This is a genomic window from Mucilaginibacter sp. OAE612 (assembly GCF_041806395.1).
Lineage (GTDB): Bacteria > Bacteroidota > Bacteroidia > Sphingobacteriales > Sphingobacteriaceae > Mucilaginibacter > Mucilaginibacter rubeus.
In genome coordinates this window covers 3,142,602-3,166,946 of the sequence record NZ_JBGMUW010000001.1, presented here as the reverse complement: position 1 = coordinate 3,166,946, position 24,345 = coordinate 3,142,602, and the positions used below count along the sequence as shown (strand labels likewise).

Genomic DNA, 24,345 nt, shown 5'->3' with positions numbered 1-24,345 from the left:
TATGATCACTAAACAGCATCCCGAATTATACCCTATTGTAAGGGCTCACTACCTGGCTTCAGCGGTTTGTTTTGTGCTTATCGGCGTCTTGTTTTTCTTTGCCTCGGCAGATTTTGCCGGGCACTATTTTCAGCCGAAATTATTAGCCATTACCCATCTTGCCGCGTTGGGCTGGGTTACCATGGTTATTTTCGGTGCAGCGTATCAACTGGTACCGGTCATACTTGAAACAGGTTTGTCAGGCTATCGTTTGCCCTGGTTATCATTCGTCGCTTTTTTGAGCGGGCTTGTCCTGTTGGTTTGCTCTTTCTGGCGTTTTGAACCAGGTTTATGTATGCAGGGAGGGGCTCTGCTGCTGCTAACCGGCATGCTTGGCTTTTCCATTGTTATTTTTCTGACTGGAAAAAGGTTAAAGAACAAAAAGGAGAACATTCATCAGGAAATGATCAATACTTCTTGTATCTGGTTGCTGGCCACCGGTGTTCTTGGGGTTTTGCTGGTATTCAACCTCCATTACGCCTTTCTGCCACAGGATCACCTTCAGTTTTTAAGGCTCCATGCGCATATGGGAATGGGAGGCTGGTTTTTATTGTTGGTGATAGGGGTAAGCAGTAAATTGGTACCGATGTTCTTGGTGTCCCGCAAACAGAATTTGCGGCTGCTTGATTGGGTTTATTATCTGTTGAATGGCGGCCTGCTTGCATTTGTGATTGATACATACCTGGAAGGTATCAATAACCGGACCTATCTCATCGCACTGCTTCCAGCTGCAGCGTTTATCATATATTTCATTTATTTAATCCAGTGTTACCGGTCAAGAATGAAAAGAAAGTTGGATTTGCCCATGATGTACACTATGTTGTCTTTTATATTGCTGCTGGCTGCATTGCTGATACAGCCGCTCATTATTAACGCGCATGTTCAAAATACCGCACAAGGCATTGCGCTTACTAAACTATACGGGCTATTGGTGCTAATGGGCTGGCTTTCTTTACTGATCCTGGGGCAGGCGTTTAAAACTTTGCCTTTCCTGGTTTGGCTAAAAATTTATGGCCCAGGCACCGGCAAAGAACCTACGCCTTTACCTTCGGATCTATACAGTCAAAAATTACTGATCATCCAGGGTATTGCCTTTACCGGTTTTATATTATCCATGATCACTATGGCGTTATCCGGCCTGGCTGCGCCTGCGCGTATTGCCTCAGGTTGCCTGCTGTTAACGGCGCTTTGCTATCTTTTAAATTTAACCAGGGTCCTTACCCACAAAAAAACAACCGGCCATGCATAGCTTTGACATTACCGATCCTGATACCTACATAGAAATGGAAGCATGGGAGCGCTTACGATCCATTATTGACCCTGAACTTCATGTCAATATCATTGATTTGGGACTTGTTTATACTATCAGGGCTAAATAGCACAGTGAGGATGCTGGTGGTGGTAATGACCTTATCGTCACCCAGTTGCCCGGTGGGTGAAGCCATTTTGCAGGGGGTGGCCAATTGCCTTCAAGCCAGATTTGTGGACTACAAGATAGATGTGCAACTCACCTGGGAACCAGCATGGGGCTTTGACAATATTACCGAAGAAGGCAAAAAACAGTTGTGGGGATAATGGACTGGATAAGTAAAGGCAGGTATCATTATTGGGCAGGAGGCAGCTTTGTGGTGCTTGCTGTTTTTGGCGTGGTGCTCAGGCTGATGCATATCGCCTTTGTGCCTCATTTAAACTATATTTTTTTGCTGCATGCTCACTCGCATTTCGCTTTTGCCGGGTGGGCCTTTCTTGGATTGGCCATGCTATTGGCCGGACGGGTTTCGCCTGTTCAAAGACGCCGGAAGTTCCTGTATGCCCTTAATGCAACACTCGTAAGTGCTTATGGCATGCTGGTTAGTTTCTCCTTTCAGGGCTACAAAACAGTCTCTATTATTTTTTCGACGTTTTTTATTTTAAGTACTTATTATTTTACCCGGCAGTTCCTGAAAAGTTTAAAGGAAACACGGCAACTTTCAAAAGGCGCGCGCCAATTGACCCTTGGCGCTTTGTTTTTTCTCTGCTTTTCCTCACTGGGCCCTTTAGCCCTGGAGCCGCTTATGGTTATGGGATTAAAAGGCACGGCAGTGTACCAGGATGCAATTTATGTTTACCTGCATTTTCAGTTGAATGGCTGGATGCAGTTGGCGGCCATTGCGTTGGTTGAAATCACCTATTTTAATATGTGCCCAACCAATCCGCGGCGTTGGGTATATCAACTATTAATCTGGTCGAACCTGCCGCTGTATTTAATTTTTACCTTGTGGAGCAACCCTGCCGGTTGGGTTTTTCTGATAGCCGGAATTGCGGCTACGGGTAATCTTACCGCGTGGTTTATGATATGCCGGGGTCGGAAAGCGCGGCTGCTGAAACTGCCTTTGCTGTTAAAAGTTGCATTTTTGGCCATCACCTTAAAAACCGTTTTCCAAACCCTGGTATGTATTCCCGTCATTGGCAGATGGGCTTTCAGTGACCGTAATATCATCATTGGCTATATTCATTTGCTGACATTGGGCATCGTGACACCAGTCATACTCGATCAGTTTAAGCAAGCCGGCTTTTTCGGCGCCGGAAAAAAATTGCAGATCATAAACGGAAGTTATATAGTGTTGACTTTCGCATATCTCGTGATATTATTTGTTGAACCCGCCTTAAAACTTGTCGGAATAATAGTTCAGGATGTCGAGCCCCAATTATTGTTGCTATCCATACTGTTGCTGCTATGCGGGGTCGGCTATTTTGGGCTGCTAATTTTAGGTAGTTCAAAAAAAAGCGAGGCAGTTAGCGTATAAAATCAGATTCAAATATTTATTTTTGGATTAACACGCCGGATATGAAAAACAAAGTTCTCCTAATCGAAGACAACCAGGACATTCGGGAAAACGCAGCAGAGCTGCTGGAGCTTTACGGTTTCGAAGTGCTGGTTGCCGACTGCGGCGAGGCAGGATTGGACCTAACTGATTTACACCCGGACTTGATTATTTCGGATGTAGTTATGCCGGGTATTAGTGGATACGATGTGTTCAATCAGCTTCAACAGGATTCCCTTAAAAAAAACATCCCCTTTATCTTTACCACTGCACTTTCCGAAAAGAGGGACCAGGACATAGCAAAAGTGATGGGAATACAAAACTATCTCATTAAACCATATGACGAAGCTGAGCTTATCAACTGTATCCGGAAGTGCCTGGACATAATCTGATTTCTCTTCGGTTGAACGCCCGGTAATTTGCCTCAAATATCGGGTTAACGTGCCATGACTATTTTTTACTGAATTTACGGCAATGCTTTTCAAAGTTTCAGCCGTAGCTAATGAGCGCGGTCACTTTTGCGCTTTAAAAATTGATTGTTATCACATTTACGAAAAAAGAACAGCCTAAAATATACAAGAACAATAATAAAGGATAAATTTGTCTTCTATTAAATTAATAACAAATGGAAACACAAATTTTGGATGTAACGGTCATTGAACCAAAACTAAAACATCCCACTATTTTTAAGAGATTCGATGAACTGACCGGCGGTGAGGAATTGATCATTCACAATGATCATGACCCCAAACCGCTTTATTATCAGTTGCTGGCAGAGCGCGGACAGATCTTTAACTGGGAATATCTGATGAGCGGCCCGGAGGTTTGGAGGGTTCTGATTGGTAAAAAGAACCCGCATAACCAGGAAGAGACAATTGGTGAGATTGTTGCTAAAGACTATAGGAAGGCGATGGTTTTCAAAAAACTCGGCATTGATTTCTGCTGCGGCGGCAAAAAAACATTAACAGAAGCCTGCGTGAAAAAAGGGCTTGCCGTTGAAGAAGTGAAGCTCGCACTGCAGTCGGCGGATAACGGAGAATATGTAAATGCGCATAATTTTCAGGACTGGGCTCTTGATTTTTTAAGTGACTACGTAGTAAATGTCCATCATAAATATGTACGTGACAATATTCCCTTTATTGGTGAACTTGCAACAAAAGTGGCGCGTGTACATGGGGACAAACACCCCGAACTGGTTAGGGTGGCTAACGTATTCGCTACGGTGGCACAGGAACTGAGCATGCACATGATTAAAGAGGAGCGCATCCTTTTTCCTTATATCAGGGATATGGTGACAGCCCGGGAATTAGGTACCGCTGTGTTGCCGGCGCCGTTTGGAGGGGTTATGAATCCCATTCAAATGATGGAGATGGAGCACGAAGGAGCGGGAGAAGAACTCGAAGAGATCAGGCAAATGACAAATAACTATACGCTTCCGGAAGATGCCTGTACCTCGTATCGTATCCTTTTCCAAAAGTTGCAGGAGTTTGAAAATGACCTGCACACACATGTACACCTCGAAAATAATATTTTGTTTCCGAAGTCGGTTCAACTCGAACAGCAGTTAAAAGATAATTCTCAATTATAGGTTTTAAGTTGAAAGGATAGTAGTGTTATTATCTAAATCATGTGAATATGCCATCAGGGCGGCAGTATATGTTGGTTATAAGACCTTGACCAAAGAAAAGACCGGCATCTCAGAGGTCGCTGAAGCGATAGGTGCACCTGTCCATTTCACTGCCAGGATCCTGCAGGGGTTATCCCGAAAGCGCGTCATTTCCTCCAGCAAAGGTCCGCACGGTGGTTTTTATATTGAAAACTCCGCCAAGGTTTACCTGATTGATATTATCCGGGCTATTCAATGCCTGCATACTTGGACTTAAAAACTGTTCCGACACGAAGCCTTGTCCGGTGCATGACGAAATCAAGACGGTACGGACACAACTGCTCCTCGAATTTAACAAAAAATCCCTTCGAGACCTGGTAAGCGATTACCAGCAAAATAAGTTCGTTTTAAAATAAAAAAAAATTATTCAACAAACAGGAGGGGACAAGTTTAAAATAATAAAAGATAAAAATGTCTTTATTTATAGGGGTGCTTTGGGGCAGAAGCTATATAGATATATTATATATCATATAAAATGCTATTTAAATGAGATATATCACTAAAAAAACATGATTTGAATCATGAAATAGTCAAGATTAATAAAGCAATTTCGAAGTATTATAAATATGAAAATAATGAAAATTTCAACCAGCTTTATCCGGGCCGCCTTTATAGGAGGTATGGCCCTTTTGGCCGCTTGCGGCCCTTCCAATGGGGGTGATAAACAGGCAACGGAATCTGCTCCGGCTGCCAATGCCGAAAATAGTTCGGCCGCATCTTCAGCAGATGTTGACCCCGCCGCCAAAAGTGACAGCAAGGGCGTAGGTAAATTCACAAGCGTGGAGATCGGCACAATTGACAATGCAATGGCCGACAAAGGCAAAGGAGTTTTTACTGCCAAGTGCTCCGCCTGTCACCAGATCACCGATCAGAAGGTGGTTGGGCCCGGTCTGAAAGGGGTAACCAAACGCCGTACGCCGGAATGGATCATGAACCAGATCACCAATCCGGTAGAAATGGAACAAAAAGACCCCGTGGGTAAAGCACTTTTAGCAAAATATCTGACTCAGATGAGTTTTCAGAATGTAAGTGACGATGAAACCCGACAGATACTTGAGTATTTGAGAAAAAACGATCAATAACCTCTTTATATGTTTAAACCATGAAACGAATTACACAAACTACCCTGTTGTTAGCGGGACTGGGGGCGATTGCCATTGCCAGCGGTTGTAAAGCAGGTAAAACGGGGCAGGCAGCCACCGATGAAGATGCTGCCAAAAAAGTATACGTAGCGCCCGGCAAGCATGATGAATTGTACATGTTCGCTTCCGGTGGCTTCAGCGGCCAGATTGCAGCGTATGGCATTCCTTCCGGCAGGTTGCTTAAAGTGATACCTGTGTTTTCCCAGAACCCGGAAAATGGTTATGGCTACTCAGAAGAGACCAAACCAATGCTCAACACCTCGCACGGATTTGTGCCCTGGGACGACACGCACCATCCTGAATTTTCCAAAACCAATGGCGAAGATGATGGCCGCTGGCTTTTTATCAACGGTAATAACACGCCACGCATTGCCCGTCTCAACCTGGCAACTTTCAAAACGGAAGAAATTCTGGAGTTACCAAACGTTGCCGGTAACCACGCCTCTCCATTTTGTACAGAAAATACCGAGTATATAGTAGGTAACACTCGTTTTAGCGTACCGCTTGATGGAGATAAGGATGTATCGATAGGTGATTTCAAAAAGAAGTTCAAAGGTGCCGCGACTTTTATCAAGGTAGATAAGAACACGGGCCGCATGAACATTGCCTTTCAATTGATTGTTCCTGGCTTTAACTATGACCTGGCACATGCCGGCAAAGGCCCCTCACATGATTGGATCTTCTTTACCTGTTATAATACAGAGCAAGCTAATACCTTACTTGAAGTTAATGCCAGTCAACGTGATAAGGACTTTATCATGGCGGTGAACTGGAAAAAAGCAGAAGAGTTGGTGGCCCAGGGCAAGGGGCATAAAGCGCCTGCTAAATACGCGCATAATCTCTATAACGAGCGCACCCACTCAGCTACTTCAACCATGGAAAACGACGTGACCATGCTGGATGTAAAAGATTATCCGGGACTAATCTATTATATTCCCTGCCCAAAATCACCTCACGGTGTTGACGTGGAACCCAACGGCGAATACTTTGTAGCCAGCGGTAAACTGGCCGCGGTGATTCCTGTATTTTCGTTTAAGAAGATGCTTGGTGCTATTGACCAAAAACAATTTGAAGGGGACTTTGACGGTATTCCGGTATTGAAATATAATACTGTATTGGAAGGTGAAGTGCAAAAGCCGGGTTTAGGTCCGCTGCATACCGAATTTGACGGTAAAGGTTATGCTTATACGTCCATGTTCGTGTCTTCAGAGATTGTAAAATGGAAAGTGGACACACGTGAGATCATCGATCGTATTCCAACTTATTATTCTATTGGCCACCTTTCTGTACCGGGCGGCGATTCCAGGCATCCATATGGTAAATATGTGATTGCATTGAACAAGATCACCAAAGACCGTTATCTGCCCACCGGTCCTGAGCTAACGCAATCTGCCCAGTTGATTGACATTACCGGCAACAAGATGAAACTATTGCTTGACTTCCCGACCATTGGTGAGCCGCACTATGCACAGACCATACCGGCGGAGAAAATAGAGAAAAATTCTGTGAAGTTTTTTAAACTGGAAGAGAATGATAATCCATACGCTGCCAAATCAGAGAAAGAAGCCCGCGTAGTAAGAAAAGGCAACCGGGTGGATGTATACATGACTGCTATCCGGTCTCACCTGGCCCCGGACAATATAGAAGGCATAAATCAGGGTGATGATGTGTATGTGCATGTGACCAATCTGGAGCAGGACTGGGACGTTCCGCACGGCTTTGCCATCAAAGGTTCCAATAACTCAGAATTATTGATCATGCCGGGCGAGACCGCCACACTGAAATGGACACCTGACCGGACTGGTATTTTCCCATTCTATTGTACCGACTTCTGCTCTGCATTGCACCAGGAGATGTCTGGTTACTTTAGGGTATCGCCTAAAGGCTTAAACGTACCACTTACTTTCCACCTGGGAGAAAACCTCGCGGCAAGGTAATAGATCTTTTATTCAACGGGAGGGCCCTGTGTCCTCCCATTAATACCAATAATATGAAAACCGGTTCAAGAATAGCAATAGCTGCAGCCATGGTGCTGCTGCTAACAGCGTATTTTCTTCCTTTATGGGAGATTACCTTGTCCGCACCACAATACCCTGAGGGCCTGAGTATGGATATATGGCTGAATGGTATCACAGGAAACGTGCTGCAGATCAATGGGCTTAACCATTATATCGGCATGCAGCATATCGACCCGCAGAACTTTGCCGAATTTAAGATTGCCCCCTATGTGTTCGGGTTACTAATCCTGATCGGGTCGATTGCTTCAGTAAAAGGCAGCAGAAAACTGCTGATTGGCTTGCTGGCGCTGATGATCGTTTTTGCCGCCGCCGGATTTATTGATTTTTACCTATGGGAATACAACTATGGGCACAATCTTGATCCTCATGCAGCCATTAAAGTTGAAGGCATGTATTATCAACCTCCGCTGATTGGGTATAAACAACTTCTGAACTTCCTGGCAGGGTCTTTTCCTGCTACGGGGGGGATGCTGATCGGCCTGGCCGGAATAATTACCGCCGCTACATTATACATCGAAATAAGAAATGGTAAAAGAAATGAAAAAGAGAGGAATGATCGTGCTGCTGGCACTTTGGATCACCGCCTGCAGTCAAAAGCCTGAGGCCCTGCAATATGGAAAAGATGCCTGCGTACACTGTATGATGACAATTATGGACCGTAAGTTCGGTGCAGAGATCGTAACTTCCAAAGGCAAGATTTATAAGTTCGATTCTGCAGAGTGTATGCTGGGTTACATCAGCGAAAAACGTGGGCAGTTTGGCGATGCAGATACTTACCTTGTTGTAAACTACAAGTCAGGCGGTACACTTATGGATGCCCGCAAATGTGCCTATATACATGACCAAAAGATCAGTTCTCCGATGGGCGGTAACCTCGCGGCCCTTGCTTCCGAACAAGAGGCGAAAACCTTTCTTGGAAACGGGAAACTGCTGACCTGGAATGAACTTGTTAAATAAAAGATTGCATGAAAAGGGTCTCACTCATTTGTCTTTTTGCCGTGGCGGTAACTGTTGTTTCGCATGCACGTACACTTGTAGTGGCCGTGGATACTGCCTTGCCTGATTTAAAGGCAGCTGTTGCTGAGGCTGCCGATGGTGATACGATCAAGGTGAAGAAGGGGTATTATTATTCGTACAATACACTTATCACCAAAAGACTGACCATCATTGGCGATGGGTATCCTGTGCTGGACGCAAATTATAAAGAAGAGGTAGTGACTATCCTGACGAATGGTGTTACGTTCAGCGGCTTTGTGCTCAAAAACTCTAGAACCGGTTCGATGCGCGACTATGCCGGTATCCGCCTGCATAAGGTACACAATGTTACAATCAGTAATAACAGGTTAATCAATAACTTTTTTGGGATTTACCTGTCCGATTGCGATCATGTGTCTGTTATTGGTAATACAACCAGTGGCACTGGTACCGAGCTTACGGCCGGTAACGGCATTCATGCCTGGCAATGTCATGATGTTATCATTATGAATAATTATTCTACCCGCCACCGCGACGGTATCTACTTTGAATTTGTGAAAAAGAGCAGGATCATCAGTAATACCAGTGAACGGAACTTTAGATATGGGCTGCACTTCATGTTTTCGGACGATGATCTGTATCAAAAAAACACTTTTCGCGATAACGGATCAGGTGTCGCGGTGATGTATTCCAAACGGATACGAATGTTTGATAATTTGTTTATTGAAAACTGGGGAAGTTCCATTTATGGTTTGCTGCTGAAAGATATTACCCGGTCCCAAATTGTTGGCAACCGTTTCGTTAGGAATACGACGGGTATTTATATGGAGGGTTGCAACCTCATGACCGCTAACGATAATACCTTTATCAATAACGGTTGGGCTATGCGTATACTGGCCAATTGTGAAAACGGCACGTTTGAGCGGAATAATTTCGAGTCGAACTCTTTTGATGTGACAACCAACGGGGTGCTCAACCTTAATAAATTTGATCAGAACTACTGGGACAAGTATGAAGGTTATGATTTGAATAAAGATGGCACCGGTGATGTACCCTACCGCCCGGTTAGCCTCTATGCGCAGATAATGGAGCAAATTCCGCAAAGCGTGATGTTGATGCGGAGTTTTATGGTCAATCTTTTAGATAAGGTTGAACGGGCTATCCCATCTCTTACCCCTGAATCTGTTAAAGATATAAACCCTAAAATGAAACCATGGACACGTTAATTGAACTAAGCCACATTAAAAAGGCATTCGGCAAATTACAGGTGCTAAAAGATATTAGTTGTCATTTTGAAAGCGGCAACATTGTGTCTGTTTTGGGGCCAAACGCCTCCGGAAAAACAACCATGATCAAAAGTATACTCGGTATGGTTATACCTGACGAAGGCGACATCCGGTTTCGCGGGGCCAGAGTCAACAAGACTTTTGATTACAAAAAATATATCGGCTATATGCCACAGATCGGGCATTACCCGGATAATATGAAGATTGGCCAGTTGTTTGACATGATGCTTGATATTCGTAACTGCAACAAAATACCTGATACAGACCTGATTGAGGCTTACCGGCTCAAAAGTATGTACCATAAGCCTATGAGGACACTTTCCGGAGGTACCAGGCAGAAAGTGAGCGCCGCCCTTGCTTTTATGTTTAATCCTGACGTGCTGATACTCGACGAACCCACAGCGGGCCTTGATCCCTTTGCCACCGAAATTTTAAAACAAAAGATCCTCGCCGAAAAAGCAAATAACAGGCTTGTGATCATTACCTCACATATCCTTTCAGAGTCGGAGGAGTTAGCCGATACCGTGATGTACCTTTATGAAGGCAAGATCAAATTTTATGAGCCGCTGACTGCGCTGCAAATGGAGACAGGTGAGCAGAAACTGGGTAAAATATTGACCCGATTATTAACTGAAGAACATGTTTAAGATAGCCAAATATATTATTCTCGACATCATACGCAGTAAGGTACTCATTGCCTACACGTTGTTGCTCGCTACCATTTGTACAGTGATCTTCCTGTCAGACAGCGATGTGATTAAAGGACTGGTAAGTATTACAACCATTGTGATGATCATTGTGCCGCTGGTCAGCATTATCTATGCAACCACCTATTATTTCAATGCAGCGGAGTTTACCGAATTGCTTGTTTCCCAGCCTATCAAACGCAGGGACATTTTATTGGGAGAATACCTCGGCATCAGCAGCTCTATCCTCGGGGCTTTTGTGCTCGGAGTTTGCCTGCCGGTTGCTTTGTTTGCACTCTCAGCTACAGGCATCACCTTAATGGTTGCGGGAGGTTTGGTAACCTTAAGTTTTACTTCACTCGCTTTCTGGGCTTCCACCAAAACCAGGGATAAATCAAAGGGGATTGGGCTTGCGCTAATGATTTGGTTCTATGCGGCCATTATTTATGATGCTTTGGTGCTGTTGTTCCTGTTCACCTTTAGCGATTATCCGTTGGAAAAAGCCATGATTGTGCTCACGGCTTTAAATCCCGTAGACCTGGCAAGGATCATGATCTTGTTAAAACTGGATATTTCTGCTCTGATGGGTTACACCGGCGCGCTTTACCGACAGTTTTTCGGAAGCGGTACAGGCATTGCCTTCAGTGTTTCGATGCTATTTATCTGGTCTGTTTTACCCGTACTACTGGCGCTTAAAATTTTCTCCAAAAAAGATCTGTAAGATGTTCCGCCGTTTCACCGCCATATTACTCCTGTTCTCGGTACTGGTTATGAACCTGAACTCGCTATGGCTTTATGCGGGGTTCCGGCTCAACCAGGATTATATTGCGGCAAAACTTTGCGCCAATAAGTCAAGGCCCATGCTACACTGCAACGGCAGGTGTTTCCTGAGCAAACAGCTTAAAAAGGCTAATAGTGAAGAGAAAAGCAACGAAAACCGAACCACTAAAGAAATCATTTTTGAGGCTTATTATCACGGCGTTAATCAATTTACTGTACACATCAAACTGCTGGCCATTTTTACCTCCCTGGTAAGCTTCGCCCTGCTGCTTCGCCCGCTCGGAGCTATCTTTCGGCCCCCCGCTACGTCTTCAGTTTACCGCTACATGCTCTCCTGAGCAAATTCAATTTTGGTTTAACAAGAAGATGTTTAAAAATGAAATACTTTATCGTGTTCTGCTTTGCTATTGCCTTTACTTTACAGGCATCAGCGCAAAAAATATGGGGTGTTGTTGTCGATGCCCAAACCCAGGCACCCGTTGTCGGTGCCAGTATCCGTGTCAAAGGAAGCAAGCTGGGTACCTCAACTGATTTATCAGGCAAATTTATATTGGCGCATAAAAATAAAGCTGACTCCCTGATGGTTAGCTGTACCGGTTATGGTACTTGCTGTATCAGGTGCGATAGCTCGCTCACTGTTCAACTAAAACCGGTGATTGCCGGCCTGGAGGAGGTGGTGGTAACGGCGGGCCGCCAGGAGCAGCCCCGCAAGGATATACCGGCCGCAATCAGCAAGATAAGTTCAAATACTATCCGCGAAGCGCATGCAACCGCTCCTTATCAATTGTTGAATAAAGTTGCGGGGGTATATATGGTGAACCTCGGTAATGAGCAGCATACCATGGCCATTCGCCAACCGATTACTTACAATGCGCTTTATCTTTACATGGAAGATGGTATCCCGATCCGACCAACGGGCATATTCAATCATAACGCTTTGTACGAGATCAATACCGATGGTGTCCGGGATATTGAGGTGATTAAGGGGCCAGCTTCGTCTTTATATGGCAGTAACTCAATAGGTGCGGCTGTTAACTTCAATACGGCAAAAGAGTCCGTAACCCCGGCAGGGCAAATCAATGTACAGGGAGATAAATACCATTACCTGCGGGCTGGTATTCAGGGAGGCCTCACGGCAGGAAAAGTTGGGTTTTATATGGCAGGTTATGCCACACACCAGGAAAAAGGCTGGCAGGATTATACTGATTTTGATAAGTATTCGCTTTCTGCTAAAGTTAGCTATCCGCTGGGGGCCGACAGTAAGCTAACAGTATATGGTACCTATAATTATCTTAACACACAAACACCCGGAAACCTTGACAGTGCACGTTTCTATAACCGATCTTACAGTAGTAATCAGCGTTTTGCCTACCGTAGGGTGAACGCATTCCGGGCCAGCAGTCGTCTTGATCATAATTGGAATGATGATAATCACACCTTTCTAACGCTTTTTTACAGAAACAATTCCACCGGGCAATTACCCAGCTATTACATTTCTGATGTCCGCAACAATAAGGGTCAATACATAAAGTCAGCAGGTCAGTTAAATGAGCTGAGTTTTTACAGCTTTGGCTTGCTTGCCCAGCATACCGTAAAGTTAAATTTTATGCACTCACAATTGATCGCAGGCATTTACCTGGATAATAGCCCAAGTTCGTTTTATGCTAACTTCCTGAATATTAAAAAAGATAATACCGCTCAGTATTATACCGGTTATATCAATACTGATTCGCTGATTGATAATTATAAGATTCACCTGTTTAATGCCGCATCCTATGTACAGTATATGGCAGAGCCGGTTAAGCGGATAAAAATTACTACCGGACTGCGTTATGACCTGCTCGTTTACAATTTTGACAACCAGCTTCCTCCTTTAAAAACCAAGTACAAACAACAGGAGCATAATCGATATGATGTATTGGCGCCCAAGCTTGGCGTAACTTATGACCTGCAGAAGGGGCGCGGCATTTATGCCAATTTCAGTATGGGCTTTCAGCCGCCTGAAACTAATACCCTTTACAATTCCAGGCAATTAACACCGCTTAAACAGGCCACTTACAACAATTATGAACTGGGCGGCTGGACATCATTGTTCTCTCAAAAGATCAGGTTTGAGCTAACTGCTTATTACCTGCAAGGGAAAGATGAGATCATCAGCTTGCTCCAGGCAGACAATACTACACAATATGCCAACGCTGCTGCTGCTACCCACAAAGGCTTAGAGTATAACCTACTGGTTGGCTCCGTAAAAAACCTTGCCTTTCGCATCGGTGGAACGTTTGCGTCCCATACCTTTAATAAATACAGTGAAATTAGTGGCGGAAAATCCATCGGCTATAACGGTCATCAAATGACCAATGCACCAAAATGGATTGCTAATTCGGAGATTACCTGGAAACCCACTTTTATCGCTGGCTTCAGAACCGGTGTTGAATGGCAACATTTGGGTAAATATTTTACAAATGCAGCTAATACCAAAACCTACAGTGGTTATGATCTTTTGAATTTACGCACTGCCTATCGCATCAGCAGCGGCAGCGCGAAGGGACTGGAGGTTTGGTTCAATGTTATGAACCTGACCAATAAACTATATGCAACTACTGTTACTGGAAATAGCTATGGGGATACTTATACGGCGGCCCCTCCGCGCACCTTTTCATTAGGTATCAGTCATTCTATTTCAAAACTATGATCATGAAAAAAACATCCATTGCGAATCCGGTTAGATTGCGATATATCATTCATTATCGTGAAATCACGATATATCAAAAAGCTTAAAAAAACATGTTAATTACAAATATTTGACGGTTAATTCCTTAACAAATGGCATGAGTTTGGTGTTATGGATAGTAAATTACAACATCCCTAACGCTAAACAACCATAACATGTCAAAAAAAGTAGCCGAACAACTTGTTGAAATGTTGATACAGGCCGGTATCAAACGTATTTACGCCATTACCGGCGATAGTTTAAATGAGCTTAATGATGCGGTACGCAGAACGCCCGAATTAAAATGGATCCATGTACGGAACGAAGAAGCAGGCGCTTTTGCAGCTTCGGCCGATGCGCAACTGAGCGGGCTTGCCTGTTGTGCAGGAAGCAGTGGTCCCGGGCATGTGCACCTGGTGAATGGCCTTTATGATGCTCACCGGTCAGGAGCACCTGTTTTAGCCATAGCATCTACCTGTGCTACTAAAGAGTTTGGCAGTAACTACTTCCAGGAAACCAATGTTATCAAGCTTTTTGATGACTGCAGTTACTATAACCAGGTGGCTGCCAACAACAAGCAAGTACCCCGTATGGCACAGGCGGCTATCCAAACCGCTATTCAGCGCAAAGGGGTTGGCGTATTGGGTTTACCGGGCGATGTGGCAGGGGAGGATGCTGTTGAAATCGACTCGTCGGTAAATAACTTTTTTTGCAAGGCCAACATTACCCCGGTATGGGAAGAGTTAGTAAAACTGGCCGACCTGATTAACCGATACCCCAAAGTTTGCATTTTTGGCGGGATAGGCTGTGCCGATGCTCATGATGAAGTGGTTGAACTGGCGGCACTGATCAAAGCGCCGGTTGGTTACTCGTTCCGTGGTAAAATGTTTTTGGAGCATGATAACCCATACGAGGTAGGCATGACCGGCCTGCTTGGCTTGCCTGCTGCGTATCATAGCATGCATGAAAGCGATTTGGTTATCCTGCTTGGCACCGATTTTCCTTACACGCCTTTTTATCCCCAGGATAAAAAGATAGTGCAGATTGACATCAAGCCCGAAAATCTTGGTCGCCGCGCAAAACTAACGATGGGGCTTTACGGTGATATAAAATCTACAATTAAAGCGTTGATCCCTTTAATTAAAGAAAAAACCGACAGCAGCTTTTTAGATGCGCAACTTCATGTACATGCTAAAGTAAAAGAACAGCAGCAAGCTTACATTAAGGATTTTGGTGAACATGATGCTATTCATCCCGAAGCTTTAGCAGCTATCGTAGACGAATATGCATCTGCTGATGCCATTTTTACCTGCGATACCGGGATGTGTAATGTTTGGAGTGCCAGGCATATCAGCGCTAATGGGCGGCGTTCTATGATCGGCTCGTTTGTTCATGGATCTATGGCCAATGCTATGCCGCATGCTATCGGCGCGGCGCTGGCTTGCCCCGAAAGGCAGGTTGTGGCTATGTGCGGCGATGGCGGTATTTCTATGTTGTTGGGTGACTTAGCCACTATTAAACAATATGATCTGCCTATAAAGATCATTGTATTTAATAACAGGAGCCTTGGCATGGTAAAGCTGGAAATGGAAGTAATGGGCCTGCCCGATTTTGAAGTGGACATGCACAATCCTAATTTTACCATGGTCGCGGAGTCAATGGGTATAAAGGGGATCACTATTAATGACCCGCAGGACCTTGAGCAGGGCATAGCCGAAGCTTTTGCACACACAGGACCAGTTTTAGTAAATGTTTATACCGACGGAACTGCCCTTGCCATGCCGCCGCATATCGAACTTAAAATGGTTAAAGGAATGGCCGTCTCCATGACCAAAATGATGCTTGGCGGTAAATTTGATGAGGTTTTGGCTACCGTAAAAGGTAATTATAAGCATCTGCCCGAAATATTTGATTGAATTATTATACGAATACCTTGCAAATTCAACACAATTAAAACGAATTACACGAATTCCTAATCAATTCGTGTAATTCGTTTTAATTAGCGAAAATTAGTGTGGAAATTATTTTGCCCCCGAATGCCTGATTACCATAATGGCCCGAAAGTGATACTACCTGTTACGAATTGATTTTTGATTGATTTTTTTTACTATACCCATCGTAAGGTTGATGATAAATAATAGCTGCCCCAGTATAAAAGCAGCTGTCATTATTAAAGCGCCCTGCTGCTTTTTTTGAAATTCTGAAACCGCGTAATACCTGCGTGGGACACCATCCAATCCTATAAAATGTATTTGCTTACTTAGTAAAAGAATAACAACGGTTGTGGTGATCAATATATGCGCCCAGCTTAACCAAAGGGATGGCAAAGCATTCATCGCCAATGTATAAATTGTCCATATCAAAATAAGTATAAGCGCTATTAGCCGGTAAACTACAGGATATGAGATTACAAAATATGTATCATGCAGATTAATATCCAGGGAGCCGTTTGTAAACAGGAACGAAATTACAACTGATAGCAATGCAGTAATGGGCAGTAAGTGATATGGCTTAGTTCTAATATTAAAAAAAGTATAAGGTTTCAAGGCGTTGGTAATATTTGTTGCTGCTATAAAATTATAGATAAGTTGAAGCATCTCCATACTTATTTTGAAGTTAATTTAATAGCAAGTCCTTTTTTTTGTGCAATGCTTGATACTTACAATTTCAAATGCGCTATGATATTATTATCCCTGAGCTGTATAAAGTTGATATGTTCATCCAGCGGATCGTAATCGATACTTAATACAAGATTGCCTATCTTGAAATGATCTACCAGGAACGGTTTATCCAAAATGAGAGAATCTCCGTGTTTGGTTTGTGTTGGCTCACCTGCTTTTTTGAAGACTTCTTCACGGGTATCGTCGAATGAAATCTCAAATGGGAGTATATATTGCAGATCCGGGTTAGGGTAAATATTCAAATGAGAAAATACCGGTTGGCCGGGTTCCAAAACGATCAGCTCATCTTCGTCAATAACCGCATCTTCGTTAGTGAAACCTAAATCAATATGCAATAATTCTGATCGCATATAATCGCTTTTCAGGATATCGTATGAGCTGAGATCAGTAAATGTATCGGCTAAAAACGCCTGGAAATTATCATCATAGAGATAGGAGCCGAATTGATTTGTAAAATGGAGGTGGGTGAACATACTATAATCTTCTGTTCTTAAAGCTACAATAAATTTTATAATGATGTTTCCCTGATATGCAACTCAACCAAATTTCCCTACTTTTAAGCCCGTAATGGAAGCAAAAAATAACAAAAAAACCATTTGGGCCTGGTGCATGTTTGACTGGGCCAATCAGTCATATAACATCGTTATCACCTCTACTATTTTCCCGGCATACTTTGTGGAGGTTACCAAGTTCAATTCAAAAAATACCCAAATGGTAACCTTTTTGGGGCACAGGTATGTTAATACGGTTTTATCAAATTATATATTGGGTTTGTCATATCTTGTGGTGGCCGCCATCCTGCCTATCCTTACTTCCATAGCCGATTACCGGGGCAATAAAAAATCATACCTGCAATTATTTACCTGGTTGGGTAGCCTGGCCTGTGCCGGTTTGTTTTTCTTTAAGCCTGGCGGTGGATTGGAAATTCCGATGCTTTGCTTTGGATTGGCTTCTATAGGTTATTGCGGTGGCTTTGTATTTTATAACTCTTATCTCCCTCAAATAGCCACGCCCGATAAGCAGGACGCTGTAAGCGCCAAAGGGTTTATTTATGGTTATGTAGGCAGTATTGTAGTGCAGGTATTATGCTTTATCGTAGTGCTTGAACCTAATTGGTTTGGCATTACCGACGACTGGCTGCCAGCCCGGATCTCGTTCCTGATGGTTTTTGTATGGTGGATAGGTTTTTCTATTATCCCGTTCCGCATGTTGCCGAAAGGGCAGCCCAATGCGGGCAAGCATAGTTATAACGTGCTTACCGGCGGCTTTAAAGAACTGGCAAAGGTTTTTGGCAAAGTGCGCAAAATGCCGCTTCTCAAACGCTTCCTGGTGTCGTTTTTCCTTTACTCGGTTGGTGTACAAACCATTATGCTGGCTGCGGCTAACTTTGCTGCCAAAGAATTGCACATGCCCGATGCTGCCCTGATCTCTATTGTGCTCATCATCCAGGTGGTTGCTGTGCCGGGGGCATTGATCGCCTCCAAATCATCGGAGAAATTCGGGAATGTGCGTACGCTGGTAGGTTTGGTGGCAATCTGGTCGGCCATTTGTTTGTATGCTTACTTCATCACCAATTCTACCCAGTTTTATGTTGCCGCGGTGATCATTGGTATTGTAATGGGAGGGGTACAATCCTTGTCGCGTTCAACCTATTCCAAATATTTGCCCGAAAACATCCCGGATACGGCTTCATATTTCAGTTTTTATGACGTTACCGAAAAGCTGTCGATTGTGGTAGGCCTGTTTTGTTTTGGCTTTGTGGAAGCTGTGACTAATGAGATGCGCGACTCGACACTTGCCCTTGATGGTTTTTTTGTGTTGGGCCTTATTATGCTCATCGTGCTGATGTTTAAAGAAAATAAACTTAGCAAACAGCGGGTTGAAGTGGAGGCTTAAACAATTTGGCGGCAGGCTTGTACTATCAATAAATAAAATCATAAGCCATGATCCACACAGTTAACCACAACGTTACCGGCGATAACGGCACACAAAGAAATATCATTATTGAGCCGGTACTGCATCAATCAACAAATCATGAATTAAATGCCACCGGCTTGTACAAACTTTATAAAGGTGGGGCCGATGGGGAAGCTACGCTTTTTGAAATTCAGGAGATAGCTCCCGAAATTGGTGAAAGCAAGCCGCTGCTGGATGACAATAAGAACCCGGACTATTTAGGACAGATCCGCTTTGAGGGTGATGTTACTTCTAAATGGCATTATTCGGAAGGCACTTTATCGAATTATGAACAGCAACAGGTGGTAGAGTTTATCCAAAATACAAATTAGTTAGTTTTTCTTTTTTCCTGCTGACATAGGGCTGTCACCACGGTGTGGTTACTTTGTATTGTAATCAAAAACAAAACATCAAAACAATGGAAACTAACACAAATCAACAGTCAACAGAAACTGCAGCAGCATCTGTTTATACACCCGATCAACTTTTACAAAGCTGGCTTGGCCAGCGCCGGGTAACCCGCAGGGTTATAGACGCTTTTCCGGAGGAAGCCTTATTTAATTATTCGATAGGTGGTATGCGCCCCTTTGCCGATATGGTAAAAGAATTTATTAGTATGGGCGGGCCTTGTGTAAGAGGCGTTGTAACAGATAACTGGACACCAATTGCAGGTCTGGATCACCATACAGGTAAAATAGCAGCAACTACAAAGGCCGAACTGCTGCAACTTTGGGATGAGGCCACTGAGGAAATCAAAACCTATTGGCCCCAGATTACGCCCGAGCGTTTCCAGGAAACAGTACTGGCATTTGGCCAATATGAAGGATTGGTCAATTATATTTTACAGTACGTTATTGATAACGAGATCCATCACCGCGGCCAGGGCTATGTTTACCTTCGCACTTTGGGTATTGAGCCACCCGCGTTTTATGACAGGAGCTAAACCCGTTTTATAAAAAATAATCAAGGCTTTCCGAAAGGGAGGCCTTTTTTTATAATTGCCCCGGGCCAATATTGGCGTTTTTATATCTTTAACGAAGTGGTTACTTCAAATTTTAATAATGGCAATTATCCGCTCTTTTGCTCTTTTTTTGCTGGCCGGTTTATTTGAAATAGGCGGCGGCTATTTGGTTTGGCTTTGGTTAAAAGAAGGTAAGCCGCTTTGGTTTGGTATAGCGGGCGGGGTGATCCTGGCGCTTTATGGTATAGTAGCAACGTGGCAAACCGCCAATTTCGGCAGGGTGTATGCGGCTTATGGCGGTATTTTTATTGTAATGGCATTAATCTGGGCCTGGAAGGTGGATGGATTTAAGCCCGACCGTTATGATATTATCGGTGCTTTGATTGCATTGATAGGCGCTTGTATCATTGTTTATGCACCGCGCGGGCATTGATAAAGTACTATTGTTGGACTTTTTTGCAGTTTGTAAAATTTGCATACATTTAGTGAGCAAATGGAAAATAAAAACAACAAAAAAACCATCCGCGCCTGGGCTTTCTTTGATTGGGCCAACTCAGCGTATAACCTTGTCATCACTTCAACCATTTTTCCGGCATACTATGTAGCCATCACAACTAACCATGCCAACGGCGATAGGGTCAACTTTTTTGGTAAAAGCTTTGTAAATACTGCCCTTTCTGATTATGCCTTATCTGCTGCTTACCTGGTGATGGTATTGCTGCTGCCTATATTGTCATCAATAGCCGACTATAAAGGCAATAAGAAGATCTTCATGATGTTTTTTACCCTGCTTGGTTCGGCCGCCTGCTGTGCTTTGTTCAATTTTGACAAAGACCACCTGGAGTTAGGTATCATTTGCTTTGCGCTGGCGGCTATAGGTTATAGTGGTGGCTTTGTGTTTTATAATTCATACCTGCCCGAAATCGCCACTGTTGATATGCAGGATAATGTGAGTGCCAAAGGTTTCACCTATGGCTACATCGGCAGTGTACTGCTTCAGCTTATTTGTTTTTTATTTGTGCTGAAAGGGGAGTGGTTTGGTATTGTTGACAAAACCTTCGCGCCCCGATTGTCGTTTTTGCTGGTAGGCTTATGGTGGATAGGTTTTGCTATGATCCCGTTCAGCGTGTTGCCTAAGGGCAGCCCAAATGCGCAAAGCCACAATCATCATATTATAAAAGGCGGTTTTATCGAATTAGGGCACGTTTGGAAAAAGGTTAAGGAAATGCCGTTGTTAAAAAGGTTTTTACCATCGTTCTTTTTTTATTCCATGGGTGTGCAAACTATTATGCTGGTGGCAACCGGTTTTGCTGCCAAAGAGCTTAAAATGGAAACCCCGCAGTTGATCACTATCATTTTAATTATTCAACTGGTTGCTATTTTGGGTGCTACGCTGATGTCACGCCTGTCGGGTAAATATGGTAACGTAAGGATTTTAATTAGTGTAGTGATCCTGTGGATCGCGGTTTGTATAGCTGCTTACTTTACCTATACACAAACACAGTTTTACATCATAGCAGTGGTTGTTGGTTTGGTGATGGGCGGTATCCAGTCCATGTCGCGCTCAACGTATTCAAAATATCTGCCCGAAAATATCCCCGATACGGCATCTTTCTTCAGTTTTTATGATGTTACCGAAAAGCTGGCCATAGTAGGCGGGGTATTTAGCTTTGGCTTTTTTGAAGAAATAACCGGCAGCCCCCGCAATTCTGTTTTAGTATTGGGAGTATTTTTCATTATCGGCCTAATTTTATTGTTTTCTTTATTGAAGGCCGAACAAAACATTAATAAAAATTCGGATTTTAGCGCCCGTTAACTAATTTGTGCCGATGAAGGTTGAGTTGTTCATACCGTGTTTTATAGATCAGTTGTTTCCGGCAACTGCTTTTAATACCGTAAAATTGTTGGAGAAAGCAGGCTGTAAGGTTAGTTATAACCCGGCGCAAACCTGCTGCGGTCAGCCGGCTTTTAATGCCGGTTTTTGGGATGATGCCAAAGAGGTGGGAAGCAAGTTTTTAAGCGATTTTTCGGAAGACAGCGTTATTGTTTCGCCCTCAGCTTCATGTACGGGCATGGTAAAAAATTATTATAACGATCTGTTTACCAATACGGCTGTACACAATAAATGCAGGGCCATTCAAGGAAATATCTACGAGCTATCAGACTTTTTGGTAAATATCCTGGAGTTTGACTATTTCGGTGCCGAGCTTGATGGCAAGGCTGTGTATCACGATAGCTGTGCCGGCCTGCGCGAGTGCAAAATAAAGGATGAGCCGCGCCAGCTGCTCTCCAAGGTACTTGGTCTCGAACTGCTTGACCTGAAAGACGGTGAAACCTGCTGCGGTTTCGGCGGTACCTTTGCCGTTAAGTTTGATGGCATTTCAACCGCCATGGCGCAGCAAAAAGTAAATAACGCCCTTGATGCCGGTGCGGAATACATCATATCTACTGATGCCTCATGTTTAATGCACATGCAGGGGTATATCGACAAAAATAACCTGCCCATCCAAACCATGCACATTGCCGATGTTTTGGCTTTGGGCTGGGGGAATGTGTAAGAAGCAGCTATTCTTTGATTAGTTTCAACTTCAAGGTATCATCATATACTTTGGTATCCCATTGCATTTGCTTACCGTTGTAGTTGCTGATCTTTACCTTTGTTGTATCTCGTTTTGTACCTCCGTCAAAAACAATGTCGAACTTTTTTTCTCCTGTCTGGTATATGTATTGACCAAACCATGCGCGGTTAGCCTCAAAAACATAAGGGTTGGCACAAAATGCAATCCGGCCGCCGTCTTCTATATAAACGTAGCACCAGTTTTGCGCACCGTTCATCCATTCGTTTTTACCCACGAGTTTGCCGTTCCTGATAAGCTCATCTATTTTCCATTTTCCTGTAAGGGCCGATGGAGGGACGGCTGCTACATAACGGTAAATACTATAAAACGCAAGACCGATTACTAAAAGTTTTAAAACTGGTTTTGCAAAACTTAGCCTTAAGGGCGGTATTGTTACGTCTTTAAATAAAACAGGTTTAATATCCGGCCATCGTAGTAGTAAAAGGTATAACAATCCGGTAGTTATAATGATTGAGTTCATAAATGCTCCCACGGCTATATTATAAAAAGCATTGATTAGTACAATGTTTAACATTATGGGTAATAATATGCAGGTGCCCAGCAAGGTAGTACGCCTGAATAAAAGCATGATGGCGCCACCAATCTGAAGTAAACCGAGTATGACCGCGAAAGTGTAAGAGTGGCCAAAATAATTCCAGGTGAGGTCGAAGCCGTTTAACTTGCCTACAGGCGTGTTATCCCTCATGTAAACGTGTCCAAACTGCGTTTTCAGGATCTTGGCAAAGCCATAAGCCGACACTTGGAAGGCAAGGAAGTACCGCATAACGCCCCGCAGAAACGCGTGCCTTATTCCTGAATTAAATCCTTCCTTTTTACTTTTTTGATGCCAATAAATGGAATAAATCACCGAAAGGATGCATATTCCAATAATGATCCAGGTGAAAATCATTGCGAAGGACAGGTCACCAAAAGAACTAAACAGCTTATAAAGCAAAGTGCCCCACATTATCATTAAACAATCGTAGATAGCTACGAGCAGATACAGGCATTCAAGGAACTTGGCAAACCAATAGGAGCGGGGTGTGGTATTCATAGCTTATTTGCGTTCAATATCCAGGATAGATCCTTCTTTGGCCATCTCTACAAGAAATGGTTTGGCAATACCTTGCTGGGCGTTATCATAGGCGGTATCACCCTTTGCCGCGATATCATCAAGGCCCTCTTCACGGTCCGATTCATATTTGTTTAAGGCCAGGTAAACAGAATCGCCGGAAACCTTATTTACCCTGTAAAGGGTATAGTGATCGTTTTTAAGTTTGATATGAAATATATCGTTCTTTTGTGGCGATAAAACCCATTGGTTTACTTTTTTTGCTTTCTGCTTTTCGCTGATATAAAAAAATATCGAACCAATAACGATCAGGAAACAGCCTGCAAATGTCCACACAGGTATTGTAGTTTGAGATTTTATATTATCATAGCTTAATTTAAGCGAGGCGGGCATTTCCTTAAGCTTCAAAACCTGCCTGCAATGGAGGCATTGGGATACGCCTGTTTTACCTATCGGGAAAAACGGGATCCAGAAAATATGCGCCCAGCGTTGAAATACATTCATCTGGATACTGTTGGTTGTATTGCAGTTTGGGCAGATGTCGCTTGTTATTTCAGCTTTTAATAGTTTCGCTTTGGTGCCGTATATGATCATGGTATGGGTGGTTTAGGGTTTACGTTTATCCGCACTGAAAATAGGTAAATTACCAGGATTATGAAAATACCGGGACTATAAGAGGCTCTTGTTTATAGAAAAACTAAAGCAACGATGGTGGCACTGTTTTGTCAGCGGGTATTGGCAATAGGCCCTGCAGGTTAAAAAAACTCAAAAAAACATCAAAAAAAAGCCGAAAATAAATGCACGTTCTTAAGTGTTGATTTCGTACTCCTTAAAGTTTTAATTGTTGATAATCAAATATTTATCGATGTTTCAGGTGAAATGTTAAAGCTTTGATTATCAATATGTTTCATAAAAAGCATGTTTTGCGTTTCAGTCTCAAAAAATGGGACA

At 43.4% G+C, this 24,345-nt stretch carries 27 protein-coding genes; 23 read left to right on the top strand and 4 right to left on the bottom strand.

Going from position 1 to position 24,345, the window contains the following annotated elements:
- The first annotated feature begins 1 nt into the window (after window position 1).
- The 17 genes from ABID99_RS13130 to ABID99_RS13050 all read left to right on the top strand — a co-directional run bounded on the left by ABID99_RS13130 (window position 2) and on the right by ABID99_RS13050 (window position 16,022).
- A complete protein-coding gene (locus ABID99_RS13130) occupies window positions 2-1,288 on the top strand; it encodes a hypothetical protein (protein WP_139159927.1) in 1,287 nt (428 codons plus the stop codon).
- On the top strand, window positions 1,281-1,418 hold the full coding sequence (locus ABID99_RS13125; protein WP_373613960.1) for an iron-sulfur cluster assembly protein: 138 nt from the start codon (window positions 1,281-1,283) through the stop codon (window positions 1,416-1,418). Before ABID99_RS13130 ends, ABID99_RS13125 begins: the two co-directional genes overlap by 8 nt.
- Window positions 1,393-1,614 (top strand): metal-sulfur cluster assembly factor, encoded by a 222-nt coding sequence (locus tag ABID99_RS13120; protein WP_373613959.1) that lies wholly within the window; start codon window positions 1,393-1,395, stop codon window positions 1,612-1,614. The genes ABID99_RS13125 and ABID99_RS13120 overlap by 26 nt, the downstream gene beginning before the upstream one ends.
- Window positions 1,614-2,825, top strand: coding sequence for a hypothetical protein (locus ABID99_RS13115; RefSeq protein WP_090525211.1), 1,212 nt, complete (start codon window positions 1,614-1,616; stop codon window positions 2,823-2,825). The genes ABID99_RS13120 and ABID99_RS13115 overlap by 1 nt, the downstream gene beginning before the upstream one ends.
- Before the next feature lie 41 nt (window positions 2,826-2,866).
- On the top strand, window positions 2,867-3,235 hold the full coding sequence (locus ABID99_RS13110; RefSeq protein WP_090525213.1) for a response regulator: 369 nt from the start codon (window positions 2,867-2,869) through the stop codon (window positions 3,233-3,235).
- A gap of 233 nt (window positions 3,236-3,468) precedes the next feature.
- Entirely contained in the window at window positions 3,469-4,431 is a 963-nt protein-coding gene (ric, locus tag ABID99_RS13105; RefSeq protein WP_090525215.1) for an iron-sulfur cluster repair di-iron protein, read from the top strand.
- 85 nt (window positions 4,432-4,516) lie between these two features.
- A complete protein-coding gene (locus ABID99_RS13100; protein ID WP_254780056.1) occupies window positions 4,517-4,726 on the top strand; it encodes an Rrf2 family transcriptional regulator in 210 nt (69 codons plus the stop codon).
- A gap of 358 nt (window positions 4,727-5,084) precedes the next feature.
- Window positions 5,085-5,591 carry a cytochrome c family protein gene (locus ABID99_RS13095; RefSeq protein ID WP_229701493.1) on the top strand — a complete coding sequence of 169 codons (507 nt, stop codon included), beginning with the start codon at window positions 5,085-5,087 and terminating at the stop codon, window positions 5,589-5,591.
- A 20-nt stretch (window positions 5,592-5,611) separates the two neighbouring features.
- Window positions 5,612-7,588, top strand: coding sequence for a Sec-dependent nitrous-oxide reductase (nosZ, locus tag ABID99_RS13090; RefSeq protein ID WP_090525217.1), 1,977 nt, complete (start codon window positions 5,612-5,614; stop codon window positions 7,586-7,588).
- Between the two features lie 53 nt (window positions 7,589-7,641).
- On the top strand, window positions 7,642-8,271 hold the full coding sequence (locus ABID99_RS13085) for a hypothetical protein (protein WP_217633107.1): 630 nt from the start codon (window positions 7,642-7,644) through the stop codon (window positions 8,269-8,271).
- A complete protein-coding gene (locus ABID99_RS13080) occupies window positions 8,207-8,626 on the top strand; it encodes a nitrous oxide reductase accessory protein NosL (protein WP_175489926.1) in 420 nt (139 codons plus the stop codon). The genes ABID99_RS13085 and ABID99_RS13080 overlap by 65 nt, the downstream gene beginning before the upstream one ends.
- An 8-nt stretch (window positions 8,627-8,634) precedes the next feature.
- Window positions 8,635-9,870: a nitrous oxide reductase family maturation protein NosD gene (locus ABID99_RS13075; protein ID WP_373613958.1), complete on the top strand. Its 1,236-nt coding sequence runs from the start codon at window positions 8,635-8,637 to the stop codon at window positions 9,868-9,870.
- Window positions 9,858-10,577 carry an ABC transporter ATP-binding protein gene (locus ABID99_RS13070; RefSeq protein ID WP_373613957.1) on the top strand — a complete coding sequence of 240 codons (720 nt, stop codon included), beginning with the start codon at window positions 9,858-9,860 and terminating at the stop codon, window positions 10,575-10,577. The genes ABID99_RS13075 and ABID99_RS13070 overlap by 13 nt, the downstream gene beginning before the upstream one ends.
- Window positions 10,570-11,337, top strand: a complete 768-nt coding sequence (locus ABID99_RS13065) for an ABC transporter permease subunit (RefSeq protein ID WP_090525226.1) — start codon at window positions 10,570-10,572, stop codon at window positions 11,335-11,337. Before ABID99_RS13070 ends, ABID99_RS13065 begins: the two co-directional genes overlap by 8 nt.
- A gap of 1 nt (window position 11,338) precedes the next feature.
- Window positions 11,339-11,734, top strand: coding sequence for a hypothetical protein (locus ABID99_RS13060; RefSeq protein WP_176624384.1), 396 nt, complete (start codon window positions 11,339-11,341; stop codon window positions 11,732-11,734).
- 38 nt (window positions 11,735-11,772) lie between these two features.
- Window positions 11,773-14,088 carry a TonB-dependent receptor domain-containing protein gene (locus ABID99_RS13055; RefSeq protein WP_373613956.1) on the top strand — a complete coding sequence of 772 codons (2,316 nt, stop codon included), beginning with the start codon at window positions 11,773-11,775 and terminating at the stop codon, window positions 14,086-14,088.
- A 194-nt stretch (window positions 14,089-14,282) separates the two neighbouring features.
- A complete protein-coding gene (locus tag ABID99_RS13050) occupies window positions 14,283-16,022 on the top strand; it encodes a thiamine pyrophosphate-dependent enzyme (RefSeq protein ID WP_373613955.1) in 1,740 nt (579 codons plus the stop codon).
- Window positions 16,023-16,175: 153 nt separating this feature from the next.
- Here the strand turns inward: ABID99_RS13050 and ABID99_RS13045 are convergent, their stop codons facing one another.
- Window positions 16,176-16,703 carry a hypothetical protein gene (locus tag ABID99_RS13045; protein WP_139159928.1) on the bottom strand — a complete coding sequence of 176 codons (528 nt, stop codon included), beginning with the start codon at window positions 16,701-16,703 and terminating at the stop codon, window positions 16,176-16,178.
- A 62-nt stretch (window positions 16,704-16,765) separates the two neighbouring features.
- The gene (locus tag ABID99_RS13040) at window positions 16,766-17,260 is read right to left on the bottom strand and encodes a hypothetical protein (protein WP_373613954.1); all 495 of its coding nucleotides are present in this window, start codon (window positions 17,258-17,260) and stop codon (window positions 16,766-16,768) included.
- 94 nt (window positions 17,261-17,354) lie between these two features.
- Here ABID99_RS13040 and ABID99_RS13035 point away from each other — a divergent pair, with 94 nt between their 5' ends.
- The 6 genes from ABID99_RS13035 (at window position 17,355) to ABID99_RS13010 (ending at window position 22,262) form a co-directional block, all read left to right on the top strand.
- Window positions 17,355-18,683, top strand: a complete 1,329-nt coding sequence (locus tag ABID99_RS13035; RefSeq protein ID WP_373613953.1) for an MFS transporter — start codon at window positions 17,355-17,357, stop codon at window positions 18,681-18,683.
- Window positions 18,684-18,730: 47 nt separating this feature from the next.
- The gene (locus ABID99_RS13030) at window positions 18,731-19,075 is read left to right on the top strand and encodes a hypothetical protein (RefSeq protein WP_090525244.1); all 345 of its coding nucleotides are present in this window, start codon (window positions 18,731-18,733) and stop codon (window positions 19,073-19,075) included.
- An 86-nt stretch (window positions 19,076-19,161) separates the two neighbouring features.
- Window positions 19,162-19,686: a DinB family protein gene (locus ABID99_RS13025; protein WP_373613952.1), complete on the top strand. Its 525-nt coding sequence runs from the start codon at window positions 19,162-19,164 to the stop codon at window positions 19,684-19,686.
- A 118-nt stretch (window positions 19,687-19,804) separates the two neighbouring features.
- Window positions 19,805-20,137, top strand: a complete 333-nt coding sequence (locus tag ABID99_RS13020) for a YnfA family protein (RefSeq protein WP_373613951.1) — start codon at window positions 19,805-19,807, stop codon at window positions 20,135-20,137.
- A gap of 60 nt (window positions 20,138-20,197) precedes the next feature.
- Entirely contained in the window at window positions 20,198-21,520 is a 1,323-nt protein-coding gene (locus ABID99_RS13015) for an MFS transporter (RefSeq protein WP_373613950.1), read from the top strand.
- A gap of 13 nt (window positions 21,521-21,533) precedes the next feature.
- Window positions 21,534-22,262 carry a (Fe-S)-binding protein gene (locus ABID99_RS13010; protein WP_373613949.1) on the top strand — a complete coding sequence of 243 codons (729 nt, stop codon included), beginning with the start codon at window positions 21,534-21,536 and terminating at the stop codon, window positions 22,260-22,262.
- A 7-nt stretch (window positions 22,263-22,269) separates the two neighbouring features.
- Here ABID99_RS13010 and ABID99_RS13005 read toward each other — a convergent pair whose 3' ends face one another.
- Together ABID99_RS13005 and ABID99_RS13000 are read right to left on the bottom strand one after the other, a co-directional pair.
- Window positions 22,270-23,376 carry a hypothetical protein gene (locus ABID99_RS13005; protein WP_373613948.1) on the bottom strand — a complete coding sequence of 369 codons (1,107 nt, stop codon included), beginning with the start codon at window positions 23,374-23,376 and terminating at the stop codon, window positions 22,270-22,272.
- 3 nt (window positions 23,377-23,379) lie between these two features.
- On the bottom strand, window positions 23,380-23,988 hold the full coding sequence (locus tag ABID99_RS13000) for a hypothetical protein (protein WP_188831834.1): 609 nt from the start codon (window positions 23,986-23,988) through the stop codon (window positions 23,380-23,382).
- Between the last annotated feature and the right edge of the window lie 357 nt (window positions 23,989-24,345).